This is a genomic window from Stappia sp. TSB10P1A (assembly GCF_900185725.1).
In the GTDB taxonomy this organism is placed as follows: domain Bacteria; phylum Pseudomonadota; class Alphaproteobacteria; order Rhizobiales; family Stappiaceae; genus Stappia.
Genome location: NZ_FYAU01000024.1, coordinates 323486 through 349289 on the forward strand (window position 1 = coordinate 323486; position 25804 = coordinate 349289).

The 25804-nt window shown below is 69.1% G+C and carries 10 protein-coding genes; 8 read left to right on the forward strand and 2 right to left on the reverse strand.

What is annotated here, in order from left to right:
* Positions 1-64: 64 nt before the first annotated feature.
* From TSB10P1A_RS10120 to TSB10P1A_RS10140, 5 genes are all read left to right on the forward strand, one after another.
* The gene (locus TSB10P1A_RS10120) at positions 65-5110 is read left to right on the forward strand and encodes a non-ribosomal peptide synthetase (protein ID WP_256376667.1); all 5046 of its coding nucleotides are present in this window, start codon (positions 65-67) and stop codon (positions 5108-5110) included.
* Between the two features lie 62 nt (positions 5111-5172).
* Positions 5173-9147 (forward strand): non-ribosomal peptide synthetase, encoded by a 3975-nt coding sequence (locus TSB10P1A_RS10125; RefSeq protein WP_186387786.1) that lies wholly within the window; start codon positions 5173-5175, stop codon positions 9145-9147.
* Positions 9148-9158: 11 nt separating this feature from the next.
* Positions 9159-15731, forward strand: coding sequence for a non-ribosomal peptide synthetase (locus TSB10P1A_RS10130; protein ID WP_186387787.1), 6573 nt, complete (start codon positions 9159-9161; stop codon positions 15729-15731).
* Positions 15732-15756: 25 nt separating this feature from the next.
* Complete coding sequence (locus TSB10P1A_RS10135) at positions 15757-18981, forward strand: non-ribosomal peptide synthetase (RefSeq protein WP_186387788.1); 3225 nt, start codon at positions 15757-15759, stop codon at positions 18979-18981.
* Positions 18981-19796: a thioesterase II family protein gene (locus TSB10P1A_RS10140; RefSeq protein ID WP_186387789.1), complete on the forward strand. Its 816-nt coding sequence runs from the start codon at positions 18981-18983 to the stop codon at positions 19794-19796. Before TSB10P1A_RS10135 ends, TSB10P1A_RS10140 begins: the two co-directional genes overlap by 1 nt.
* Before the next feature lie 33 nt (positions 19797-19829).
* On the opposite strand, the gene TSB10P1A_RS10145 is transcribed toward TSB10P1A_RS10140, so the two are convergent.
* The gene (locus TSB10P1A_RS10145) at positions 19830-21026 is read right to left on the reverse strand and encodes a cytochrome P450 (protein WP_186387790.1); all 1197 of its coding nucleotides are present in this window, start codon (positions 21024-21026) and stop codon (positions 19830-19832) included.
* Between the two features lie 157 nt (positions 21027-21183).
* On the opposite strand from TSB10P1A_RS10145, the gene TSB10P1A_RS10150 reads away from it, so the two are divergent.
* The 3 genes from TSB10P1A_RS10150 to TSB10P1A_RS10160 all read left to right on the forward strand — a co-directional run bounded on the left by TSB10P1A_RS10150 (position 21184) and on the right by TSB10P1A_RS10160 (position 24400).
* On the forward strand, positions 21184-22290 hold the full coding sequence (locus TSB10P1A_RS10150) for an amidinotransferase (RefSeq protein ID WP_186387791.1): 1107 nt from the start codon (positions 21184-21186) through the stop codon (positions 22288-22290).
* A 114-nt stretch (positions 22291-22404) separates the two neighbouring features.
* Positions 22405-23373: a fatty acid desaturase gene (locus TSB10P1A_RS10155; protein ID WP_186387792.1), complete on the forward strand. Its 969-nt coding sequence runs from the start codon at positions 22405-22407 to the stop codon at positions 23371-23373.
* 10 nt (positions 23374-23383) lie between these two features.
* Complete coding sequence (locus TSB10P1A_RS10160) at positions 23384-24400, forward strand: fatty acid desaturase (protein WP_186387793.1); 1017 nt, start codon at positions 23384-23386, stop codon at positions 24398-24400.
* 569 nt (positions 24401-24969) lie between these two features.
* Here the strand turns inward: TSB10P1A_RS10160 and TSB10P1A_RS10165 are convergent.
* Positions 24970-25428, reverse strand: coding sequence for a hypothetical protein (locus TSB10P1A_RS10165; RefSeq protein WP_186387794.1), 459 nt, complete (start codon positions 25426-25428; stop codon positions 24970-24972).
* Between the last annotated feature and the right edge of the window lie 376 nt (positions 25429-25804).

Sequence of the window (25804 nt, forward strand, 5' to 3'; positions counted from 1 at the left end):
CTCTGAGACACGCGTGGCGCGCAAGCCGCGAATTGGAGCGACGTCCGTGCTCGATTGGGACCCCGTGCTCGATTTGGAAGATGAGGCTCGTTCCGACCCCCGTCTCGCAGGCCCCGCAGGTGCGAAGGGGGGCTCGTTTGCGGGCTGGTTCGAATGGAGGGCGGCAGCCACGCCGGACGCGACCGCGCTCGTGACCGACGAGGCCAGTCTGACGTTCGACGAGATGAACCGCGCGGCCAACCGGCTGGCTCATTGTTTGCGGTCCATGGGCGCCGGGCCGGACGTGGTGGTCGCTGTCAGCGCCGGCCGGTCGGCCTGGACGCTCCTTGCCGTCCTCGGCATCTGGAAAGCAGGCGGCGCCTTCGTTCCGATCGAGCCGGGGCACCCGGCCAGCCGGACCCGTCACGTTCTTGCCGAAACCGGCGCCCTGCTGCTGCTCGCGGATGCCGCCGGAGGAGCCGCTTTCGCGGACATGCTCTCGGACATGGACGTGCCGCTGATGCTGGTTGGCGACGAGACCCTTGCGGACTGGCCGGACGCCGATCCGGAGCCGTTGGCCGGGCCCGACGCCCTCGCCTATTGCATCTACACCTCCGGGACGACGGGGGTGCCGAAAGGTGTCGCGGTCAGTCACCGCTCGCTGCTGAGCCATGCCCGTTTCATGTGCGGCCATCTTCACCTGCGGCCGGCCGACCGGTTTCTTCACATGACGCCGCTGTCGATCGACGCGGCGCTGGAGGAACTGCTGCCGGCCTGGATCGCCGGTGCGACCGTCGTGCTGCCGGGCAAGGTGCCGATGCCCGGCCCCGCGCTTCGCGAGGCGCTCGACGCCTATCGGATCAGCGTCGCCAGCATGGCCTCCTCGCTCTGGCATCGCTGGGTCGACAGCGAAACCGCCGGACTGGAGAACGGGTGCGGGCCGCGCGACAAGCCGCGCGACCTGCGCCTCGTCTTCACTGGCGGGGAGACGGCCTTCGGCGAAAAGCTGCGCCAGTGGCGGGCGCTGGGCTGGACCCGCGATGTCGACTGGGTGATCGACTACGGTCCGACCGAAGCGACGATCACCTGCGCCACCTATCGCCCGCCTGCGATGGTCGACGACGACATCGTGCCGATCGGCCATCCGATCGACGGCGCGGCGATCCATCTGCTGGACGAGCGCATGGACCCCGTCGGCGACGACACGGTGGGGGAGATCTGGATCGGCGGAGTGCCGCCCGCGCGCGGCTATGTCAAGCGGCCGGCGCTGACGGCCGAGGCCTTCCGCCCCGATCCGTGGGGACCGCCGGGCAGCCGCATGTACCGGACGGGCGACCATGGGCTGCGATCCGCCGACGGCGTCCTGCATTTCCGCGGCCGCCGGGACGAGCAGGTCAAGATCCTCGGGCACCGGGTGGAGCTGGGTGCCATCGAAAGCTGCCTTGTCAGGTGCGACGGGGTTCGCGAAGCGGCCGCGGCGCTGCACGACCCCACCTCCGCCGATCCGCTGCTGGTCGGATATCTGATCGGCGAGGCGCCGGACCCGGACAGGGTGCGGGCGCAACTGCGCGACTGGCTGCCGCAGATCATGATCCCGGCCGAACTGATCGTGCTCGATGCCCTGCCCCGGGGGGCGGTCAGCGGCAAGCTCGACCGCAAGCGCCTGCCGCATCCGGACAGCCTCCAGGATCGGCCTGAAGCTGACGAACCGCCGCATGCGGTGATCGCCCGCCAATGGGCAAACGTCCTCGGCCTGCCTCCGGGGAGCGATGACGACGACTTTTTCCTCAGTGGCGGCGATTCGCTCAAGGCCGTGCAGCTCATCGGGCGCTTGCGCGCCGACCTTGCGGTCGACCTCTCCCTTTCCGACCTGTTCGCCCGGCCGACGCCGCGCGGCCTTGCGGCGGCGGTCGACGCGCGGCGGGCGGCGACGGACACCCGACCCGCCGAGGTGCCCGACGCGGCGGCGCTCCGAACCGGCCTCGCCCCGGCGTCGAACGGACAGCGGCGCCTGTGGTTCCTGTCGGACTACGCGAAGGGCTCGCCGGCCTATTCCGTGCCGCTCGGCTTCCGGGTGCGCGGCGCGTTCGCGATCGCCGATCTCGACCGCGCCCTCACCGCGCTGACGGCGCGCCACGAGGCCTTGCGAACGGCGCTGGCGATGCGGGACGGCCGCCTGATGCAGGAGATCGCGCCGCCGCTGGAGATTGCGAGCAAGGTGCTTGAGGCGGCCGGCTGGGACGCGGCGATGGCGATGGCCGAGGCGGAGGTCCGCCTGCCCTTCGATCTGGGAACGCCGCCGCTCATGCGATCGCTGTGCATCCGCTACGCGCCGGAGGCGTGGCTGTGGGTGCTCAACATCCACCATGCGGTGTGCGATGCCTGGTCGCACGGCCTGCTGCTGCGCGACCTGCAGGCGGCGTGGACGGGGGAGACCGCCGGACCCGCCGCTCCGCAATTCGCGGACCATGTGGCACGGTTCGAGGCCTTGCGCGCCTCGCCCGCCTTCGACGGCCACCGGAACTACTGGAGGCGGCAGCTTGCCGGCGATCTCCCGGTGCTTGCGCTGAACCACGGCGCGAGCACCCGCCGCGACCTCTCCGATGCCGGCGGCGTCGCGGACCTGTCGATGGACGAGGCCCTGGCGGCGCAGGTGGAGGCCGCCGCGGCCGGCCACGGAACCACGGTTCCCGTCGTCCTGCTGTCGGCCTTCGCCGCCACCTTGCACCGGTGGACCCTTCAGGACCGGATCGTGATCGGTGTCCCCGCCGCCTGCCGCATGTCGCCCGCCGACCAGGCCACGGTCGGCTATTTCGCCAACACGCTTCCGATCGTCGTCGATGCCGGCCGGCAGCGCTCGTTCGGCGATCTGGTGGCGCATGTCGCCGGGCGCATGTCGGAAGCGCTGGCGCATCAGGACCTGCCGTTCGACGAGATCGTCGACCTTCTCGACCTGCCCGGCCGATCGAGCCGCAATCCGCTGTTCCAGGCGATGTTCGTCATGCAGTCGACGCCGGCGGATTTCGGCTTCGCTCCGCCCGGCGCCCGGCTGGAGGAGGTGCTCGTCCATACCGGAACGGCGAAGGTCGACCTCTCCTGCATGCTGCGCCTCACGGAGGGCACCGTTCGCGGAGAGCTCGAATATGCGACCGACGTCCTCGACGCGGCGGAGGCCGATCTCCTGCGGGGGCATTTCCTCGGCCTGTTGCGGGCGGCAACGCACGCGCCGACCCGCCCGCTGGACGCGCTGGCGCTGAGCACCGGTGCGGAGCGGGACACGCGCCTTCGCGCCATCAACGCGGACCATGCGGTCTATCCGGACCTGCGCCCGATCCACCGCTACATCGAAGAGCAGGCCGACCGCACGCCCGATGCCATCGCGGCGGAAACCCTGTCGGAGCGGATGACCTATGGCGAGCTGGAGGCGCGCGCCAACCGTGTGGCGAATGCCCTCGCGGCTGCCGGTATCGGCCCGGAAGACCTGGTCGGCGTCTGCCTCGACCGTTCGCTCGCGCTGATCGTCGCCCTTCTCGGCGTGCTGAAGGCCGGGGCCGGGTTCGTGCCGCTGTCGCCCGGCTATCCGCTCGCCCGCACGCGGAAAATCCTCCTCGACGCGGGCGTCGAGCATCTGATCGTCGATGCCGCGAACCGGGGCCGGCTGGCCCTGCCGGGCCTGCGCCTTTGGAGCGAAGACTTGCTCCGTTCCACGGTCGGGGAGGCGCGCGGCAGCGTTCCCGCCCGTCCTGATCACCTTGCCTGCGCCTATTACACCTCCGGCTCCACCGGCGAGCCGAAAGGCGTCCTGCTCGACCATCGATGCGTCATGGGCCGCATCGCATGGCTTCGGGACCGCTATCCGCTTCAGGAGGGCGACCGGGTCCTGCACAAGACGCCGCTGGTGTTCGACGTGGCGATCTGGGAGATCTTCGGTCCCCTGATGTCCGGAGCGACCGTCCTTGCCGCCGATCCGGGCGGCGAAGCCGATGTCGATCACATCCGCGCGCTGCTGGCCCGGCCCGGCACGGTCTTTGCCCATTTCGTGCCGTCCATGCTGGATGCGGTCCTGAGCGCCGGCGGCTGGGACGAGGCTCCCGACCTGAAATGGGTGCAGGTGTCCGGCGAGGGCCTGTCGGCGGACCTGCTCGCGCGCTACCGGGCGCGGGTCCCGATCCCGCTGCACAACTGCTATGGCCAGACCGAAACGTCCGAAGTGGCCTACTGGCAGGACGACGCGCGCAGCTACCGGCTGTGGGCGCCGATCGGCCGCCAGATCGGGCTCTACCGGGTCTTCCTGCTGGACCGGTCGCTGCAGCCGGTGGAACCGGGCATGCCCGGCGAGATCTGCGTCGCGGGTGTCGGCGGACTGGCGCGCGGCTATCGGGCGCGCGCGGGCCTGACCGCCGAGAAATTCGTTCCCCACCCCTGGCCGATCGAACCGGGGGAGCGGCTTTATCGCACCGGCGATCTGGGACGCGTCACATCGACAGGAGCGCTGGAGTATCTCGGCCGGCTCGACGAGCAGGTCAAGATCCGCGGCTGCCGGGTCGAGATCGCGGAAGTGGAGCAGGTGCTGCGCGGCTTGCGCGGGGTCGCTGCCTGCGCTGTTATCGCCCGGCAGGACGCGTCCGGATCCGATCAGTTGATCGCCTATGTCCAGGGCGACGGCCTGACCCCTGCGGGGCTCGGGGCGCAGGCCGAGTTCCTGTTGCCCAGCTACATGCTGCCGGCGGCCTATGTCGTGCTCGACCGGCTGCCGCTGACGGCGAGCGGCAAGCTCGACCGCCTGTCGCTGCCGCCGCCCGGTCCGGATCATTTCGCCTCCCGCGGCGGCTCGGCGCCGCCCGCATCGCCGCTGGAATGCGAGATCGCAGCCGTCTGGCGCGAGGTTCTGAACCTGCCCGGCGTTGGCCGGCGGGATACCTTCTTTTCCATCGGCGGCAATTCGCTCACCGCCATCCAGGTGATCGCCCGACTGAAAACCCGGTTCGCGGTGCGCATCTCGGTACGCGATTTCTTCGCCGAGCCGACCGTCGAAGGGCTGGCGAGGCTGGTGGAGGCCGGGCTGATCGATCGGGTGGCCGCCCTGTCCGAGGACGAGGCACGGCAGATGCTCGAAGGCTTGCGGTTATGAGCGAAGCGGGAGCCGGACGCGCCGACCTGGGTCCCGCGCAGCGGCAATTGCTCGAGCGTTTGATGACGCATCGGGACATTGGCGCCCCCCCGGCGGCGGCGGAGATCCCGCGCAGCGACACCGTTCGCGACATTCCGCTGTTGCCCAACCAGTCCGGCGTCTGGTTCCAGAGCCGCATTTTTCCGGACAGTCCGGAATACAACCAGATCGGCATCCTCCGGCTGCCCTCCTGTCCGTCGGACGAGGCCGTGCGGGACGCGCTGCGCACCCTGATGCAGCGTCACGATGCCCTGCGCCTGCGGATCTACGAAAAGGACGGGGAACCGCTGCAGGAACTGTGCGAGGACGTCCCCTGCCCGTTGCGCTGGCACGACGCCGGCATGCTGTCTCCCGGCGAGGCCGAAGCCAGGATCGAGGTCATCGGCAACAGGTGCTACCGGGAACCGTTCGACCTGGCGACGGCGCCGCTCTACCGCATGGACGTGGTGCGCATGCCGGGCGGGGCGGCCGTCGCCTTCCTGGTGTTTCACCATATCGCCGTCGACGGCCATTCGCTGGAAACGCTGTATGGCGACCTGCTGACGCTTCTGGCCGGCGACGCGCCCGGCCCCGCACCGGCCGTCCGCTTCATCGACTATGCCGCCCATGCGGGCCGGCGGGCCGACGGGGCGGATCCCAAGGAGCAACTGTCCTATTGGCGGACCAAGCTGCGCGGCGAGCTTCCGGTCCTCGATCTTCCCTCCGACCGTCCGCGTCCCCCCGTGCCCAGCCGACGCGGCCATGTGGTTCCCTGCCGGATCGCCCCCGAGGGCCTGCGGCCGCTGAAGGCGCTGGCCGAGGCGGAAAACACCACCCTCTTCGTTGTCCTGGCGGCGGTCTACAAGACGTTCCTGCGGCGCGTGTCGGGCGCGACCGACATGCTGGTCGGAACCGCGCTGTCCGGGCGCGATCATCCCGCTGTCGAGACGATGGTCGGCATGTTCGTCAATACGGTGGTGCTGCGCAGCGATCTTGCCGGCAATCCGCGTTTCCGCAGCCTCCTGCGCCAGGTGCGAACCACCGTTCTGGAAGCGCACGATAACGGCACGGTTCCCTTCGGGTCCGTTGTCGCGGCGCTGAACCTGCCGAGGGATGCAAGCATCAGCCCCCTGTTCCAGACCATGTTCAGCGTCGGCGGCCTGCCGGCCACCCCTGACGGCAGGCTGGACACCGCCGCGGCCTTCGCCGATTCCGAGGCCGCGAAATGGGACCTGTCGCTGTTCCTGGACGAGCGCGACGGGGGAATGGTCGGATCTCTGGAATATTCGGCCGATCTCTTCGACAGGGCGACGGCGGAACGCTTCGTGTCGATGTTCGCGCGGCTCGCGGCCGCCTTCGCGCGGGATCCCGATCTGCCCATCCTGGACGCGCCGCTGCTGTCCGCGCGGGACGAGGCGCATCTCCTTCACGCGTTCGAGCCCTACATGCGGCCCGGCAGTCCCTACCGCACCCTGGCGCAACCGTTCGAAGAGCAGGTCCGGCGCTCGCCGGATGCCGTCGCGCTGGTCGGCGAGCGCGGCCAGCAGACCTATGGCGAGCTGAATGCCGCTGCCAACAGGCTCGCCTGGCATCTTCTCGCCAAAGGCGCCGGCCCCGGCTGCTACATTGCCGTGTGCATGACTGTCGGCTTCGATCTGGTCATGGCGCTCCTGGCCGTCGCAAAGACCGGAGCCGCCTATGTCCCGCTCGATCCCGCTCTGCCCGGCGAACGGATCCGCGTCCTGCTGGAGGACACCGCGCCGCTGCTGGTGCTGGCCGACAGTGCGACCGCACCGCTCGTCGCCTCGGCCTCCTGCGCGGTTCACGTCGTCGGCGGCACCGAGGCCTCCGACGACCGGTCCCCTAACGACTGGTCCCCTAACGACTGGCCCCCCGGCGATCCGCCATGCATGGCGCCGGCGGGACGGCCGGTCCATATCCTGTTCACCTCGGGCTCCACCGGACGGCCGAAGGGTGTGGTCTATTCGGTCGAAGCGGCGCTGGCCGAAATCCTGTGGCTGCACGGGCGCTATCCGCTGACCTCGGGCGGGGCGAACCTGTTCAAGACCTCCTACGGGTTTGACGTCTCGATCTGGGAGATCTTCTGGACGCTCTATTTCGGCGCCCGGCTGGTGGTTCCGAAGCCCGGCGAAAACTGCGACCCGAAGCGGCTGGTCGCGCTGATCGACCAACACGCCGTCACGCAGATCTTCCTGGTGCCGGGCATGCTGGAACTGATGCTGGACGTCCTGCCGGACGGATCCTGCCGCAGCCTCGCCTGCGTCCTGTGCGGCGGCGCCCCGGTCAGCCCCCGTCTGCGCGACCGCTTCTACGAAAAACTGCCGCAGGCCCTGCTCGTCAACTGCTTCGGGCCGACCGAATGCGGAACCGTGACGGACTGTCCCCTGCCCAATACGTCGGGGACCGACTATGTGCCGCTTGGTCATCCGGCGGCGAATTTCACCTGCTACGTGCTCGATCCGTCGGGGCGCCTGTGCCCGCTCGGCGTGCCCGGCGAGCTTTACATCGGCGGCGAGGTCGGTCTTGCGCTCGGGTATCACCGCCGGCCGGGCCTGACCGCCGAGCGGTTCCTGCCCGATCCGTTCGGGCCGCCGGGGCAGCGCATGTACCGCACCGGAGACCTGTGCCGGCGGCGCGGCGACGGCACTCTCGAACATCTCGGACGCATCGACCGGCAGGTCAAGCTGCGCGGCATGCGGGTCGAACTGGCGGAGATCGAGGCGGTGTTGTGCGAGCACCCGGCCGTGGCGCAGTGCCATGTCCTGGTGCGCAACGATCCGCGAACCGGACCCCGGATCCCGGCTTTCGTGACGCTGAGGGAGAGGGCGCAGGCGACGCCGGACGTCCTGCTTGCCCATGCGCGCCGTCTGTTGCCCCGCCATATGGTTCCGCCGGCCATCGTCATCCTCGGCGAACTCCCGACCAACGTGAACGGAAAGGTCGATGCCCAGGCCCTCGCGGCTCTCGAGTGGACCGCGCCCCGGTGCGACAGCCGGGAGCGGGCGGCACCGGAAACGCCCCTGGAAGAGCGTCTCCTGCGGATCTACCAGGACCTCCTCGGGCAGACCGACATCGGGGCGACCGACAGCTTCTTCGATCTCGGCGGCCATTCGCTGCTGATCTTCAAGCTGATCGACGCCTGCGACACCGAGCTGAACCTGCGGCCGTCGGTGGCCGACGTTTTTGCCTGCCCGAGCGTTCGAGACCTGGCCGCGCGGCTGGAAACCGGCGCGCGCGGCGTCTCGTGCCTCGTGCCGCTCGCCGTTCGGCCGGGCCGGCCGCTGCTCGTGTTCGTGCATGGCGCCGGCGGTTCGGTGATGCCGTTCGTCGAGGTTGCGAAACGGATGGGCACCGATCTGTCCTGCTGGGGCCTGCAGGCACCCGGCATCGGCACCGACCCTGCGACCTGCACGATCGAGGCCCTCGCCACGCGCTATGTCGCCGAAGTCGATGCCGTGCGGGGGGTGAGCCCGGTGATCCTTGCGGGCTGGTCGATGGGCGGGTGCATCGCCCTGGAAATGGCGCGGGAGTGGATCGCGCGGACCGTGGACATTGCCGCCTTGCTGCTGCTCGACACCTGGACGCCGCCGAAGCTGCTGGACGCGCCGCAGGCCCTGCAGATGCGGTCGCTTCTCGACGGACTGGACATTCCGCGCCGCAACGCGCAGCCGCTTCAGGCGCCGGATGCGGCCCTTCTGGCGGAGCTCGACCAGCTCATTCAGCGCGATTTTCGGGCGTTCGATCGCTATGAGCCCCGGCCGCTTGCCATTGATGCGGATTATCTCGGCGCGGCCGAGCCGTTCGACCGCGCCCATGCGGACCCCGTCTCCGTCCAGCACCAGTTCAGGTCCGAGGGCTGGCGACAGGTCTTCCGCTCGCTGGCCCCGCACACGGTCGACGGCACGCATTTCACCATGGTCGAGGCGGATAAGGCTCCCGCGCTCGCCGCGGCCATACAGCGGATCGTCGACACGCGCCTTGTCGGCCTGGAGATCTGAAAGGAGGCCGTATGCGCGATCTGCAAGACGTTCTGGCCGAGATCCGGGCAGCCGGCATCCAGCTTTGGGTGCGCGACGGCCGGTTGCGGTACCGCCCGCCCGATGGACTGGACGGCGACACGCTTGCGGAACTCCGGCGGCGCAAGTCCGAAATCATCGCGCATCTGGACCGGGCCGACAGTCCGCCGGCCGCCGCGCGCCGCCCGTCCTTCCTGCCGCTGAGTTCGGCACAGGAAGGTCTGTGGCTTATCGAGCACATCCATCCCGGCACCGCCGCCTATAACCTGCCGCTCGTTCTGCGCCTGCGCGGCGCGCTCGACGTTCCGGCGCTCATGGGCGCGTTTGCCGACCTGGAAGCCCGGCACGAGATCCTGCGGACGCGCTATCCCGCCGCCGAAGGCCTGCCACGGCAGGACATTCTCGATCCGGGCGCGCTCGATATCGCGCTTGCGGATTTCTCCAGGGCCGATCCGGCCGACGCAAGGCGGTTTGTTCAGGACAGTGCGGAACAGCCCTTCCCATTGGAGGCGAAAAGCCCGTTCCGGGTGCGGCTGGTCCGGCGGGGCGCCGACGAGCATGTCCTGGTCATCGTCCTGCACCATATCGCCGGCGACGAGGCGTCTTTCGCGGTGCTGGCGGACGACCTTGGCGACTTCTACGCCGCGCGGCGTGACGGCCGGGCGCCCCGGCGTCCGCCCTTGGCGCTGCAATATGCCGACATCGCTCTCGCCCAGCGCCGGCAGCTTGAGACAGGGGAACTGGACGCCCAGCTCGCCTATTGGCGGCGGCGCCTGGAGGATGCCCCCGAGGGCCTGCGCCTGCCGGTGGACCGGCCGCGACGCGGGCTGCCGAGCCTTGCCGGCGGGCTCGTCGAGTTCGCCTGGTCCGAGCGGCTCACCGGCCGGATGCTGGAAACCGCCCGCCGCGCCAACCTGACGCCGTTCATGCTGGTGCTGGCGACCTATCAGATCTTCCTCGCCCGCTGGAGCGGACAGTCCGAGGTGTGCGTCGGCACGCCCGTCGCCGCCTATCGCGGGCGGGGCACGGAGCATCTGATCGGCAATTTCCTGAACACCCTGGTCATGCGGGCGCGGCCGCGCGCCGATGTCACCGTCGCCGATTTCCTTGAGAAGACCGGGCGCCGCGTGCTGGAGGCCTATCAGAACCGCGAGCTGCCGTTCGACCGGCTCGTTGCCGAGCTTGGGCCGACCATCCGACGCACGGCCTCTCCCCTGTTCCAGACCCTGTTCGCGTTCGAGAGCGGGGCTGGCGGGCACCTGTCGTTGCCTGGCCTCGAAACCGAACGCGAGATGACGGAGCTGACCACCGCCCTGTTCGATCTCGGCCTGACCATGACCCTGGAGGGAGGCCGGCTGCATGGCGGTTTCCACTACGACACGGCGCTTTTCGACCGCCCGACGATCACGCGCGCGGCGGCCGATTTCGAGCGCATCGCGGCGGCGATCGCGGACGAGCCGGGCGTTCGGATCGGCGACCTGCCGCTGCCGGGGGGACGCGCGCGCCGCGACGCCCCGGCGGCCGGGGCGGACACCGCCGCCACTGCGGCCGCGGCCGCCGACGGGACGCTGACCGCGATGATCGCCTCGCCCGCCTCCGGCGAGGCCGTGGCCGTCCTCCATCGCGACACCGTTTTGAGCCATGCCGCGCTGGAGCGCCTGTCGAACCGGGTGGCCCGCTGTCTGCGGTCGATGGGGATCGGCCGCGAGGATGTCGTCGGGATCTCCATGCCCCGGTCGGCGGACATGGTCGCCGCTCTCCTCGGCATCCTGAAGGCCGGGGCGGCATATCTTCCGCTCGACCCGGACTACCCGGCGGACCGGTTGCACCACATGATCGCCGAGTGCTCCGCGCGGGTCGTCCTGGGGCGCGGGGAGCGCCTGCTGTCGCTCGGCATGGCCGGGGTCCGCACCGTCTGCCTCGACCGGGATCGCGAGCGGATCGCGCGGTTCGCGCCCGATCCGCCGGGCGATCCGCCGCGCCCGTCCGATCTCGCCTATGTCCTGTACACGTCGGGCTCGACCGGCCTGCCGAAGGGCGTCATGGTCGAGCATCGCAGCGCCGCCGCCCTGCTGGCCTGGGCCGGCACGGTTTTCGGCCGCGAGGACACCCGCCACACCCTGGCGGCGACCTCGCTGTCTTTCGACCTCTCCGTGTTCGAGCTGTTCCTGCCGCTGACCGCCGGCGGCACCATCGTGTTGGTCGAAGACTCCCTGTCCCTCGCCGACACGCCGCCGGCGGTGGAGCCGACGCTGCTCAACACGGTTCCCTCGGCGGCGCGGGCGCTGCTTGAGCGGAACGCCATCCCGGCGGGGGTGCGGACGATCAACCTTGCCGGCGAGCCGCTGCCGCGCGGTCTGGTCGAGGCGCTGTATGCCGCCGCGCCCCGGGCGCGGGTGCTCAATCTCTACGGTCCGACGGAAGACACCACCTACAGCACCTGGTGTCATGTCCGCTCCGATCCTTTGGCCGATGTCGGCATCGGCCGGCCGATCGCCGGCACGCAAGCCTATCTGCTGGACGATGACGGCGAACCGGTCCCTCCGGGCGTGCCGGGACAGATCCACCTCGCCGGCCGGGGCCTTGCCCGCGGCTACCGGGGCCGCCCTGGCCTGACCGCGGAACGGTTCGTTCCCAACCCCTTCGGCCCGCCGGGCAGTCGCATGTATGCCACCGGCGACAAGGGCCGGTTCCGGGCGGACGGCAGCCTGGATTTTCTCGGCCGGATCGACCAGCAGCTCAAGATCCGCGGTTACCGGATCGAACCCGGCGAGATCGAAGCCCGCCTGCATCGCATCGGCGGGGTCGCCCAGGCGGCCGTCCTGCCCCGGACGAGCCCCTCCGGAGCGCGGAAACTGATCGCCCATGTCGCCCCAGCCGGCGGACAGGCCGTCGATGCGGCTTTCCTGCGCGCCGAGCTGGCCGCAAGCCTGCCGGGCTACATGATCCCCGATACCTTCGAGATCCGCGACCGGCTGCCGTTGACGGCAAACGGCAAGATCGACCGGGCGCGACTGGCGGCCCTGGCGCCGCTGGCACCCGCCGACCAAGGGGAGGGCGGCGAACCGCGAACGGCGGCGGAGCAGCACATCGCGGACGTCTGGGCCGAGGTGCTGGAGGTCGAACGGGTCGGCATCGACGACGATTTCTTCGCGCTTGGCGGATACTCCCTTCTGGCGTCGCGGATCATCGCCCGGCTGCGGACGGAGCCGGAGCGCGGCCTGATCCTGCGCGACATCTTCGAAGCGCCGACGATCCGGCAGCTCGCCGCGCGTCTCGAGGGCCGGGACGACGCGCCCGTCGCCCCCGTGAGGCCGGCGCCGGCCGCCGACGAGGTTCCGGCATCCTTCGCCCAGGAACGCCTGTGGTTCATCGACCAGTTCACACCGGGGCTGTCGCTCTACAACATCGCTGTCGCCTGGCGCTTGAAGGGAGGCCTGGATCGGTACGCCCTGCGGCTGGCGCTCAAGGAGATCCTGCGCCGGCACGAGAGCCTGCGGACCCGCTTCGTCGCGGCCGACGATGGCGGCCCGCCGATCCAGATCGTTTCCACGGAGTGCGGGTTGAAGCTTCCCGTGACGGCGCCGCCGACCTCCGGCGACGCCCGCTCGGCCGCCCTCGACCTGCTGGCGGAGGACGCGCGAACGCCGTTCGATCTCGCGGAAGGCCCGCTCTTGCGGGCGCTGCTGATCGAGGTCGCGCGGACGGAGCATGTCCTGCAAGTCACGATCCCGCATATCGTGTTCGACGGCTGGTCCGTCGAGATCCTCATGCGGGAACTCGCCGCGTTGTACATGGCTTTTCGCGCCGGCAAGCCTTCGCCCCTGCCGCCCTTGCCCATCCAGTACCGCGATTACGCCCGGTGGCAGCGCGCGCAGCTCACCGGCGATGTGCTCGACGGCCACAGACGCTTCTGGAGGGAGCGCCTGCGGAACATCCCCAAGGAGCTTCGGCTCGACAGCGACCGGCCGCGCCCGCCGACGGCGAGCTTTCGCGGCGACAGCGTGTCGTTCACGTTCGACGCGGCGCTGGCCGCGGACCTGAGAAGCCTTGCGCACAGCCAGGCCGCGACGATGTTCATGCTGATGTCCGCCGTCTTCGCCGTCCTGTTGTTCCGATACAGCCGGCAAGGCGACTTCTGCATCGGCTATCCCTCCGGCAACCGGACGCGGCGGGAGACGGAGGACCTGATCGGCCTGTTCGTCAACTCGCTGACGATGCGGATCGCCACCCGCGCCGATATGCCGTTCGCGGACCTGCTGACGGCCGTGCGCGACGATGTCCTGGCGGCCGACCGGCACCGGGACTACCCCTTCGAGAAACTGGTGGAGGATCTTCAGCCTGTCCGGGACCCGTCCCATCATCCGATCTTCCAGGTCTGGTGCAGCCATGCCAGGACCCGGGCCGCGGCAACGGGGCGGGTGGGAGGCTTCGGTGCCGAATGTGACCGAGACGTCGAGTTGCCGGGGCTCGAGGCGGAGGTGATCGAGGTGCCGGACCGGACGGCCAAGTTCGACCTGTCGATGTTCGTCACCGAGACCGGCGATGCGCTCAAGGTGGATCTCGAATACGCGGCGGACCTTTTCGACCGCGCCACGGTCGAACGGATGGCCGGCCAGGTCCGCCACCTCTGCCGTGAGCTGGTCCGCTATCCGGGCCGGCCGGTCGGCGACATGGCGCTGCTGAGCGAACCGGAGCGGCACCGGATCCTGGTGGACTGGAACCGGACGGCACGGCCGGACGGCGGGCCGGCGAGCCTGCATGAGGCGTTCGAACGCCAGGTTGCCAGGACGCCGAATGACGTTGCGGTCGAGGTCGGGTCAGAAACCCTCAGCTACCGCGACCTCAACGAGCGGGCGAACCGCCTCGCGCGCCATTTGCAGAGCCTGGGCGTCGGGCCGGAAAGCCTGGTCGGCATTCTCCTCGGACGCGGTGCGGATCTGGTGATCGGCCTGCTGGCCGTCCTGAAAGCCGGAGGCGCTTATGTTCCGCTGGATGCCGGCTATCCGGCCAGACGCCTGTCCTACATGCTGGAGGATTCGCACGCCGGCATCGTGCTGACGCGCAAGGCGGACGCCGCCAGCCTGCCGCCGTTTTCCGGGCGTACCGTCCTGATCGACGCGGATCCGGGCCTCCTCGCGCGCCAGCCGTCCGGCAACCTCGGCACCAGCATCGCCCCGCAGACCCTGGCCTATTGCCTTTACACGTCGGGGTCGACCGGCCATCCGAAAGCGGTGGCGATCAGCCATGGCAGCGCCATCGGCCTGCTGGCCTGGGCGGCGCGCGTCTATTCCGCGCGGGAGACAGCGCGCATGCTCGCGGCGACGTCGGTCTGCTTCGACCTGTCGGTCTTCGAGATCTTCCTCCCCCTGATGCGGGGCGGGACAGTGGTGCTCGTCGACGACATCTCGCTGGCCGCCGCCGGGGCGCCGACCCTGATCAACACGGTGCCCTCGTCGATGAGCGCACTTGCCGCCGCCGGGGCGGTGCCGACATCGGCCGGAACCATCAACCTGGCCGGCGAGCCGCTCGACCCAAGCCTGGTGGCGGTCTTGCGGGTCGCGGTGCCCGGCGCGCGCATCTTCAACCTCTACGGCCCGACCGAGGCGACGACCTACGCCACCTTCACCGAGATCGGCGCCGACAACCGGGTAACGATCGGCCGGCCGGTCGACGGCGCGGCGGTCTATATCCTCGACGACCGGCTGGAGCCGGTGCCGATCGGCGTCAGCGGCCATCTGCATATCGGCGGACCCTGTCTTGCGCGGGGCTATCTCGGCCGCCCCGGCCTTACCGCGCAGCGGTTCTTGCCCGACCCGTTCGGGCCGCCGGGAAGCCGGATCTATGCGACCGGAGACCGCGCACGGTTTCTTGCCGACGGTCACATCGAGTTCCGCGGACGCACGGACCATCAGGTCAAGTTTCACGGCAACCGGATCGAACTCACCGAGATCGAGCATGCGCTGCTGACGTGTCCCGGCGTGCGCGAGGCCGCGGTGGCTGTCTTGACGGAGGCGGACGGCACGGACCGTCTCGCCGGCTTCGTCACGGTCGCCCCGGACGAGGGCCTGTCCGCAAGGTCGCTTGCCGCCGAGCTTGCGAAACTGCTGCCGAGGAGCCTGGTTCCGCAGCCGCTGACGATCGTCGACAGCCTGCCGCATCTGCCGAACGGCAAGATCGACCGCAGCGCCTTGCGCCTCGCGCCGGCCGTGACGGAGCACGGCGGCGACGCGCCGGGCACACCGCCGATAACGCCGACCGAACTGTTGCTGGCCGCTGTCTGGCGGCAGGTGCTCGACCTGTCCTTTGTCGGCATTCACAGCTCGTTCTTCAGCCTCGGCGGCCATTCCATGACGGCGATCCAGATGTCGGCGCGCCTGGCGCAGTCGACCGGTTTCGTCGTGCCGCTGCGGGCGATCTTCGAGCATCCCACAATCGCGGAACTGGCCGCCTATCTGGACAGCGGCGCGCAGCACGTGGACACGGACGCCCGCCTTCAGCCGATCCCGCGTCTCGACCGTTCGCGGCGCGTCCGGTCGACCGGCATCGGCGCCGCGACCTCTTGAGAAAGAGACGAAACAGGGTCCGATCATGACCGACGCCGGCCTATCGAGCACCGACTCCCCGCAGGACACCGGCACGGCCTTTTCGGCACCGGTGTCCTTCGCGCAGGAACGGCTCTGGTTCCTCGACCGCCTCCAGCCGCACTCGCCGCTCTACAACATTCCCGCGGCTTGGCGGATCACGGGGCCGCTCGACATACCGGCGCTCCGGCAGGCCCTGGACCAGACCGCCGCGCGGCACGAAAGCCTGCGCACGACCTTCGATGTCGAGGACGGCAAGCCGGTGCAGATCGTCGCCGACCGGGCCGGGTTTCCGCTCGATCTCGTTGCCCTGCTGCCTGCGGAGGAGCCGGACAAGAACATCCGGGATTTCGTCCGCACCGAGGCGGAGCGGGTTTTCGACCTGCGCGCCGGGCCGCTTGCCCGCGCCAGGCTCGGCGCTCTCGGGAGCGACGACCATGTGCTCGTGATCACCGTTCATCACGCGGTCGCGGATCTCCAGTCCCTGGACATCCTGACAAGGGACGTTTCGGCCTTCTACAACGCGGCTCTCGGCGGCCGGCCGGTCGATCTTCCGGAGCTGCCGATCCAGTATGCCGATTACGCGGCATGGCAGGCCGAGCGGCTGCGCGCCGCCGACATGCAGCCGCTCGTCGACCACTGGCGCCGGTATCTGGACGGTGCGCCCCACGACATTGCGCTTCCCACCGAAGGCGGGCGGCCCAGACGGGCGCAAAGCGGCAGGGGCGGGTGGATCGATATCGACCTCGACCCGGCGCTTGGGGCCGCGCTGACAACGCTGAGCGCAAGCCTCGGCGCCACCCTCTTCATGACCGTTTCAGCCGCCTTCGCGGTGCTGCTCTACCGGTCGAGCGGACAAGCGGACTTTCTCATCGGGTATCCCGTCACCGGCCGCGACCATCCGGACCTGAGCGGCGTGGTCGGCCTGTTTCAAAACACGCTCGTGCTGCGCAGCCGCCTGAGACCGGACATGCCGTTCGCGGATCTCGTCCGCCAGGTCCGGGAAGACGTGTTTGCCGGGCAGGAGCACCGGGACCTTCCCTTCGAACGCTTGGTGGAGGAACTCCAGCCTGAGCGCGGGAACGAGCGCCATCCCCTGTTCCAGACCGCCGTAACGCTGGCGGGGAGTGCAGGAAACCTGGCCTTGCAGGGCCTGCAGACTGCCGCCGTGACGGTAGAGGGCACGACCTCCAAGTTCGACCTGACCCTGTTCCTGTCGGATCGGCCCGGCGCGGCGCTGTCCGGGGGGTTCGAGTACAGCACCGACCGGTTCGGCGCTGCCGCCACCCAGCGGCTGGCCGAGCGGTTCCCGGCGCTCCTGCGGGCCATCGTCGAACGGCCGCAAACGGCGATCTCCCGGTTGCCGGTGATCGGAGAGAGGGAAAGCGCCGCGCTCTCGCGGCTCTCCGGAACGGTTTCAAGGCAGGTCCCGCAGGACGGCGCTCACCATCTGGTGCACCGCCAGGCAGAACGTCAGCCGGACGCGCTCGCCGTTCGCGATGCGGCCACGGATCTCGCCTATGGCGACCTCGCATCGAATGCCCTCCATCTCGCCGACCGCTTGCGGCAGCTTGGGGTCCGGCGCGGGGAGATGGTGGGCCTGTGCGTCGAGCGCTCCGCCGCCATGACCATCGGCATGCTGGGCATCCTGGATGCCGGGGCAGCCTTCGTTCCGCTGGATTCCCAGCTTCCGCCCTACCGGCTCGCCGGCATGGCCGCGGACCTGGGTCTTGGTCATGTCGTCGTCGCCGGGGATGTCGGCGGGCGCTTTCCCGCAGAGGGCTTGACGATCGTGCCGGTTTCCCCGGTGCTGGCGGCCGGCGACCGGGGGCGCGACGGGCCGGAGGAGGTTGCGCCGGTCTTTCCCGCCTATGGCATCCACACATCCGGAACGAGCGGCCGTCCGAAAGCGGTCATCGTTCCGCATCGCGGCCTCCGCCAACTCGTCGACTGGCACCGGCACCGCTATGGGCTCGGGCCGGGTCATCGGGTGGCGCAGATCGCCAGCCTGTCCTTCGACGCCTGCACCTGGGACGTCTGGGCCTGCCTGACCGCCGGCGCCACCCTGGTCATCGTGGACGACACGACCCGCGGCGATATCGACCGCCTCATCGGGCACCTGTCGGAAAATCGGGTCACCCATGCCTTCGTGCCGACGCCTCTGGCCGAAGCCATGCTGGCCGGCGGGCAACCGCTGCCGCCGCATCTGGAGGTCATGCTGACGGGCGGCGACCGGCTGCGGCGGCGGCCGGATCCCTCCCACGGCATGACGCTGGTCAATCACTACGGACCGGCGGAGTGTTCCGTCGTCGCCACGGCCGGGACGGTCGGTCCCGAAGGCGACGGGGCACCGTCGATCGGCCGGCCGGTCTCGGGAACGGCGGTCTATGTGCTCGACGATCATCTCAACCATGTTCCCCTCGGGGCTCCGGGAGAGCTTTGCATCGGCGGCGGCAGCCTCGCCGACGGCTACTGGCGCCAGCCGGCGCTGACGGCGCGCTCTTTCGTGCCGGACCCGTTCAGCCCGATACCGGGCGCGCGCATGTACCGGACCGGCGATCTTGGACGGCTGCGCGACGACGGTCGCATCGACTATGCCGGACGGCGGGACCGGCAGATCAAGCTGCGCGGCCAGCGGCTCGAACCGGGCGAAATCGAAACCGTTCTCGAACGCCTGCCGCAGGTCCGGCGCTGCCTCGTCGACATTCGCGAAACGGAGGCCGGGGAGAGGCTGCTGACGGCCTATGTGGAAAGCTCCGAGACCTCCGGCGAGGCGATCGACCACTGGCGGGATCATCTGGAGCGCTGGCTCCCGGCCTATATGGTTCCCGCGGCGCTGGTGGCCCTGGAACAGCTTCCGCTGCTGCCCAGCGGCAAGCCGGATTACGCCGCGCTGCCGCCGCCGCGGCGCGAAGATCTGCTGTCGGGAATCGCCCATGTCGGCCCGCGCACGCCCGTCGAGGAAACGCTCGCCGCCATCTGGGAAGAGGTGCTGTTCATCGACGGACCCGGCGTCCACGACAATTTCTTCGTCCTCGGCGGACATTCGCTGACCGTGCTTCAGGTGGTCGCCCGGATCGGCATGGCGTTCGCGGTGGAGTTCACGGTGCGGGACTTTTTCGAGAAACCGACGATCGCCGAAATCGCCGAGGCGATCGAGGAACTGCTCTGGCTGGGCGGTTCGATCCCGGAGACGGAGGGGGACGGCGGCAGCGTCGTCGGGGACCTGTGATGGACGGCCGGAGCGAGGACGCCGGCGCCACTGCCGGCCGGATGCAGGCATCGGCCGGAGACCTCCGCCGGTTCTTTCCACACCGGATCGCGCGTCCTGGCGCGCGCTACCGGCTGTTCTGTTTTCCCCCCGCCGGGGCGGGCGCGACCGTCTTCCGCGCGTGGTCCGGCCTGATGGCGCAGGCCGCCGATGTCTGCGCTTTCGAGCTTCCTGGCCATCAGACCCGGTTCAACGAGCCGCTGGCCCGCAGCGTCGACGAGGTTGCGCAGGAATTCATCGCCGCATCCGTCCACCTGCGCGACAGGCCTTTCATTCTTCTCGGCCACAGTCTGGGAGCCATGATCGCCGCGCAGGCGGCGCACCTGCTGGCAAGGTCCGGCGCGGGTCCGGCCGCGCTCGTGGTTGTCGGCTGCCCGGCACCGACCATGAACGCGCGCAACCGGGCCATCGCCCATCTCGACCGGCCGGCATTCCTGCGGGCCCTCGCCGATCTCGGCGGCCTGCCCGAGGACGTGCTGGCGAACAGCGAGCTCGTCGACGTCTTGCTGCCGGCGCTGCGGGCCGGCTGCCGGATGGCGGAAGAGTGGCGGGCGGGGGCGGGTCGCCGGTTCGCCGCGCCCCTGCCGTGCCCGATCGGGGCGATCAGCGGCCGGGCGGACCCCTATGTCACCGCCGACGAACTCGACGCCTGGCGGCACCACGGCACCGGCGCCGCCGTCATCCGCCAGGCGGCGGGCGACCATTTCTTCCTGCAGTCCGATCCCGAACCGGTGTTGACCCTGGTCGGCGACCTTGCGCGACTGTCGTTGTCGTGAGCCATCGCAGGATCCAGGATCCCGGAGACCGCGTCACGACGGGCCAACCCGGACCGGCAGGCGGTCGATGCCCTGCAGAACGAGCGAGGTCAGACGCTCCGCCGGTCCGTCGGGTTCGATCCCGGCCCAGGCGCGCCGGATCTCGGACATGAGCAATCGCAGTTCCAGGCGGGCGAGCATCATGCCGAGACAGGCATGCATGCCCGTCCCGAACCCGAGATGGCGGTTGGGCGCGCGGTCGAGCCGCAGGCGGTCCGGATCGGCGAACACCGCCTCGTCGGCATTGAGGGAGGGAATCCAGACCGCGACGCGCTGGCCGCGGCGGATCCGGCGTCCGGCCAGCACCGTGTCGGCATGCGCCGTGCGCACCACCGCCGCGGCCGGCGATGTCCAGCGCAGGACCTCCTCGACCGCCGTGCCCGGCATGTCGGGCCGGCGCTGGAGCCACCGCCACTGGTCCGGATGATGCATGAGGGCATGGATCGCCCCGGTGATCGCCAGCCGGGTCGTCGTCAGGCCGGCGGACATCACGTTCAGCACGGTCAAGAGGACCGTTTCGTCGTCCAGCGGGCGGCCGTCGATCTCGGCGCCCATTATCGCGGAAATCGCATCGTCGGCGGGGTGCCGCCGTCGCACCTCCACCGCCTCGCTGACATAGATCAGCAGTTCGGCATCCGCGAGATGCCGGCGGCTCTCATTGCAGGACAGGGTGTCGCGGACGACCGGCAGCAGGCCGGCCTCGTCTTCCGGCGGCAGGCCGAGCAGGCGGAAGGCGACATGCATCGCAACCCGCGTCGCGAGCCCGTCGCCTACCTCGAAACGGCCGCGCTCCGTGCACTCCTCGAGCACGCGGGCCAGAAATCCGGCAGTGTCGTGCCGCAGGGCGTCCACGCGCGGCCCGGAGACATGCGGCATCAGGATGCGGCGCAAGGCGGTGTGGGCCGGGGCGGCCATCAGCGGCAGCATCCTGCCGGCGGCCGGATCGTCCTGCCAGCGGTTGCCTTCCAGGGTGGTTCCTTCAACCGAACTGAAGGTCGAAGCATCCTTCAGGACACATGCACCCTCGGCGTAACGCGTCACCGACCAGAACCCCGGCCCGTCCGGCTCGGGCGTCCACGCCACCGGCTCCTGGGTCCGAAGATGGCGAAAGACGCGGCAGGCGTCGCCGCGGGCAAAAGTCTCCGGATCGGCGAGGGCCGCGGCTTGTATTGCGCCCGTCGCGCCGGTCATGCCGCAGAGGTCGTCATGGCAGGGGCAAGGGTCGGGTCAAGGATCGGGGTTTTTGGATTTGGCTGCACCATGACGATCTGCTAGAGTGCCACTATAGGATGTATATTAATCGCAATAAAACCGACCGTCCAAAAGTTAATTGGTCGAATTGACGCCGATGAAGAGACTTTCAAATCATGGCGTCGGCCTTGCTCCGGCGCGTGACCTTGTCACCCCGGTCAGCTCCCACAACGAGTGGGACCCGCTCGAAGAGGTGATCGTCGGCATCGCCGACGGCGCCCGCTTCCCTCCCTGGCATGCCGCCGTGGAAGCGGTGCTGCCGCCCGCCAAGGCGGACCACATACGTGCCCATGCCGGGCAGGCCTTTCCGGCGGACATCGTCGACGGGGCCCGCCGCGAGCTGGACCTGTTTTCGGCCCTTCTGGAGCGCGAGGGCATCAAGGTCAGGCGGCCGGACCCGCGCGACAAGCAGGCGAGCTTCGGCGGTCCCGGCTGGACCAGCACCGGCCTTTATGAGGCGATGCCGCGCGACGTGATCCTGGTCGTCGGCGACGAGTTGATCGAGTGCCCGATGGCCTGGCGATCGCGCTATTTCGAGGTTCTGGCCTACCGCCCCCTCCTCAAGGAATATTTCGCCGCCGGCGCGCGCTGGAGCGCGGCCCCCAGGCCCGAGCTCCCCGACCGGCTTTACGACGACGGCTGGAGGCAGGCCGGGGGCGAACTGCCGCCGCGCCTCGCGGTCTCGGAGTTCGAGCCGACCTTCGACGCGGCGGACTTCATCCGCTGCGGCCGCGATATCTTCGTCCAGCTCAGCCATGTGACGAACCGGATGGGCGTGGACTGGCTGCGCCGGCATCTCGGCGGCGCCTACCGGGTGCACGAGGTGGCGTTCGACGACGACCGCCCGATGCATATCGACGCCAGCCTGATGCCGCTCGCCCCCGGCAAACTGCTGATCAACCCGGAACGGGTGCGCACCGTGCCGGAGCTGTTCAAGGCGTGGGAGGTGCGCGCAGCCCCGCCGCCACCGCCGCGCACGCAGCCGCTGTTCCTGTGCAGCGGCTGGATCAATATGAACGTGTTGATGCTCGATCCACAACGTGTAATTGTCGAGGCGCAGGACGATCCGATGGCCGAGGCGCTGGAAGCCTGGGGCTTCGAGGCGATCCGGTGCCCGTTCCGGCATTTTCATGCCCTTGGCGGGTCGTTCCATTGCGCAACGCTCGACGTGCGCCGCGCGGGGGGCCTGGAGAGCTATTTTTGACCGATCGACTCCGACCTTCCTGCTGAGCGCGGCGTTCGCGGAGGGAGGACGTGCCGGCAGTGTCGGGAGCCAAGCGCGTCGACATGCCCGGATAACGCCGAGAGGTGCGACGCGATGTGGCGCTGTTCAGCAAAGGATGCCTGGCTGGCCGGATTGAGCCTGGCGCATGCCTGCGCCCTCTTCTGCAGCGCCTATGCATGGCCGCATGTCTCCATCGGCTGGAAGCTCGGCATCGTGCCGATGCTGGCGCTGCTCACCACCTACAGCATCGTCATCGTCGCGCATCTGTTCACCCACAATCCGTGGTTTCGCCATCCCCGTCTGAACGCCGCCGCCTCGGTGCTCAACTCGGTCACCATCGGCCAGTCGATGCAGGCCTATCACGTCTCGCATGTGCGCAATCATCACCGCTATCACAATGATCGCCCAGGTCCGAACGGCCCGCCGCGCGACCTGTCGTCGACCTATGCCGGCGCGAGCGACGGCACGCATCTGAGCATCTGGCGCTATGCGTTCGCGGGTGCGGTCGCCACCTTGCGCAACGAGGCATGGCTGCGGCTGACGGCCTTCGTCCCCGCCCTGGCGGCGGCGGACAGCGCCCGCTCGCCGGACCAGGTGGTCGGCGCCCGGCTGCGGGACGGGGAACGGCGGCAGATGCGCCTTGAACTGATCGTCCTGACGCTGGTTCTGCTCGGCCTGCTGGCGGTGCGGCCCTCCTTTGTGCTGTTCGCCTATCTGCCGTCCTTTTTCGCGGCGCTGGTTCTCGTCAACGTCCAGAACTATTTCGAGCACTTCGGCGCCTGCCCCGAGAACCGCTTCGCCAACTCGGTCAGCCACTACGGACGGCTCTACAATTTCGTCACCTTCAACGACGGCTATCATCAGGAACACCACCTGTGCCCGCAAGAGCACTGGAGCTGCATGGAAGACGTGCGCCGGCGCTACGGCGCGGCCCTGGCGGACAACCGCCATGTGGTCAGCCCGGTACCCGCCATCCTGGGCTTCCTCGACCGGCGCCGGAACCGGATCGACCGGGTGCCGCGGGACGCGGCGCCGGCGCGGCCGCGCGGAAAGTCGGCGTGAGGAGGCGGCGATGGCGGGCGAGGTCAAACAGGTCAGGCGGCATGCCTTTTCCGCCGACCTGCGGCGGCGGGTCCAGGCGTATTACGCGCTCGACAACCTGCACGGGCCGCTGGAACTGCTCGAACACTGGTCCGTCATCCTGCTGGCGGCGGCCGGCTCCTACTGGGCCTGGGTTTCGCTGCCGCTCTATCTGGCGCTGCCGGCGTATCTGTGCGCGATCTTCCTCATCGGCGGTCGGCAAAGGGCGCTGTCCGGCGTCCTGCACCAGGCCTGCCACCGGACATTCATGAAGAACCGCCGCGCCGGAACCGTCCTCGGGGCGGTGTTCGGCGGACATCCGGTGCTGCAGAGCTATACCGGCTATGTCGCCTCGCATCTTCGCGCCCATCACAGCCTGTTCGGCGATCCGGAGCAGGATCCGGACTACCAGTTTTTCGTGACATCCGGCCTCTATGGCGCGGGGCGGTGCAAGGCCTCGCTGCGCCGGTATCTCTTCCGGGTCGTCAGCCCCGCCGGAACGTTGCGCTATATCGCCTTCCTGATCCGGCACCGGATCCTGCCGGCCGACGAGGACCGATGGGAGACCGCCGTCCGGCTGGCGACCTATGCGCTCGTGATCGGCGTCGCCCTGTGGACCGGCGTCTTCTGGGCCCTGCTGGCCTACTGGCTGGTGCCGCTGGTCACCACCCATGCCTGGATCGGCTCGATCGCGGAACTGCTGGAGCACTACCCGCTGATGGAGCCCGAGGAGCCCGTCGACATCCAGATGTCCCGCAACCGGGAGTTCGGCCTGTTGTGGGATCTCGTGGTCGGGGAGAAGCACGGCGAGGGCTATCATCTGGTCCACCACCTGTTTCCAAGGGTGCCGCAGTGGCGGCTGTCCCGCGTGCATGAACTCCTGAAATCCGATCCGGCCTATGCGGCGCTGGAAACGCCGCGAAATCCGGTCAAGGCGTTCCAGGCCATCTACAATGCCCTCCCGTCCGGGCCGGTGTCGTCCATCCGCGAAAAACAGGCAGCAGGCTGACGGATCGCCGCCGGCCGCGCTCGTCGGAGCGCCGGCGGCTCGTGCCCGGGCGCCCCTGCCCGAGCGACCTTTTTGGACCCGCCTTGCCGAGCAAGTCGAGACGGGCGCGAGATGCGACGGGTCGCAACGAGATGGGGAACTACGAGACCGAGAGAACGAGGCCGACAGAACGAGGCCGGGAGCAACGAAATCGGGGAGAACAGAGGCCAGGGGAAAGATGCAGCCGGGAAGGCCGAGGCGCGGGCGCGGGAGGCAGACGCAAGACGCAGACGCGCGGCGGCGGCGAGGAAGAAACGGGGGAAGAGACGGGGCGTCCGGGCGCGCCGGCCTCCATTGGCGATGCGACTGGCGGTGCGACCGGTGATGCGACTGGCGCCATGGTCAGCGACATGCCCAACGACGAGGTCAACGCCATGACCAAAGACATGGCCGGCCACATGGCCGGCGATTTTGCATGGCGACCTGGCTCGCTGTAAGCCGCAAACCCGCAAGCCATCGGCTTGCGACAGCCAATGGCTTGCGGTGTTTCGTTGCCCTCGCAGAGCCGGTTCGACGACAGCGCCGTCCGGTTACCTCTTCTTCTTCTTCTTGTACTGTTCGTACAGGTCCGAAACACGCTCGTTCAGGACCTTCATCACCGTCGGATTGCGCATGGTCCGGTCGTTGATGGCCGAGTTCTGGACGAGTTCGGCCTGGATGATGTCGCGCTCGAGGCTCTGGTCGCGTTTGCCCATGACGCTGTGCAGGGTGTCCGCGAACATCGCCCGGTCCCGGTCGGCGTTGAAGGTCCGCAAACCATAGGCCTTGGCGCGCACGTTATACAGCGCGGCGTTGAGCTCCGTCACGATGACTTCGTCCCGAAGGAGCTCCTTCACCATGGACTCGTCTTCGAACAGCACGTCCGCGGCGAGGTTGCCGGCCTCTTCATGAAAGGCTTGCACATTCTTGTCGCCAATGTGGCGGCCGAGGTTCTTGTCCAAGTCGATGAATCCGTTGGGATCATCGCGCACCAAGCTGCTGAGAATCATAGTCCGACTCCCTTCCAGACAAAAAGAACTAATTTCAGATCTACATTCCAACGTCTGAAATTCTAGCGATAAAATCCTATGGTTGCAACGTAATGTTGTATTTTTCAGGGAAATTCCGTTACGAGATGCAACTTCCGGCATGGTGCGGAGCAGCATCGTTCGGGGTGTCCGGCCGCCAGAGGGTGCCCCGGGCCACCGACCGGCAGGCCCGGGCCCTTGGCCGCGGGGTGGCCTGCCACGGGTCGTTTCCTCCGGTTTTGACGAGTGTGGTGAATTTGAAATACGCCTCGTTTTGCAGCGGGCCGGCGAGCGTGTTTCAGACTCGAAAACCACGCTAGAAACATAGGCTTGCCAGTCACCCTTTTGAATCTGAAGT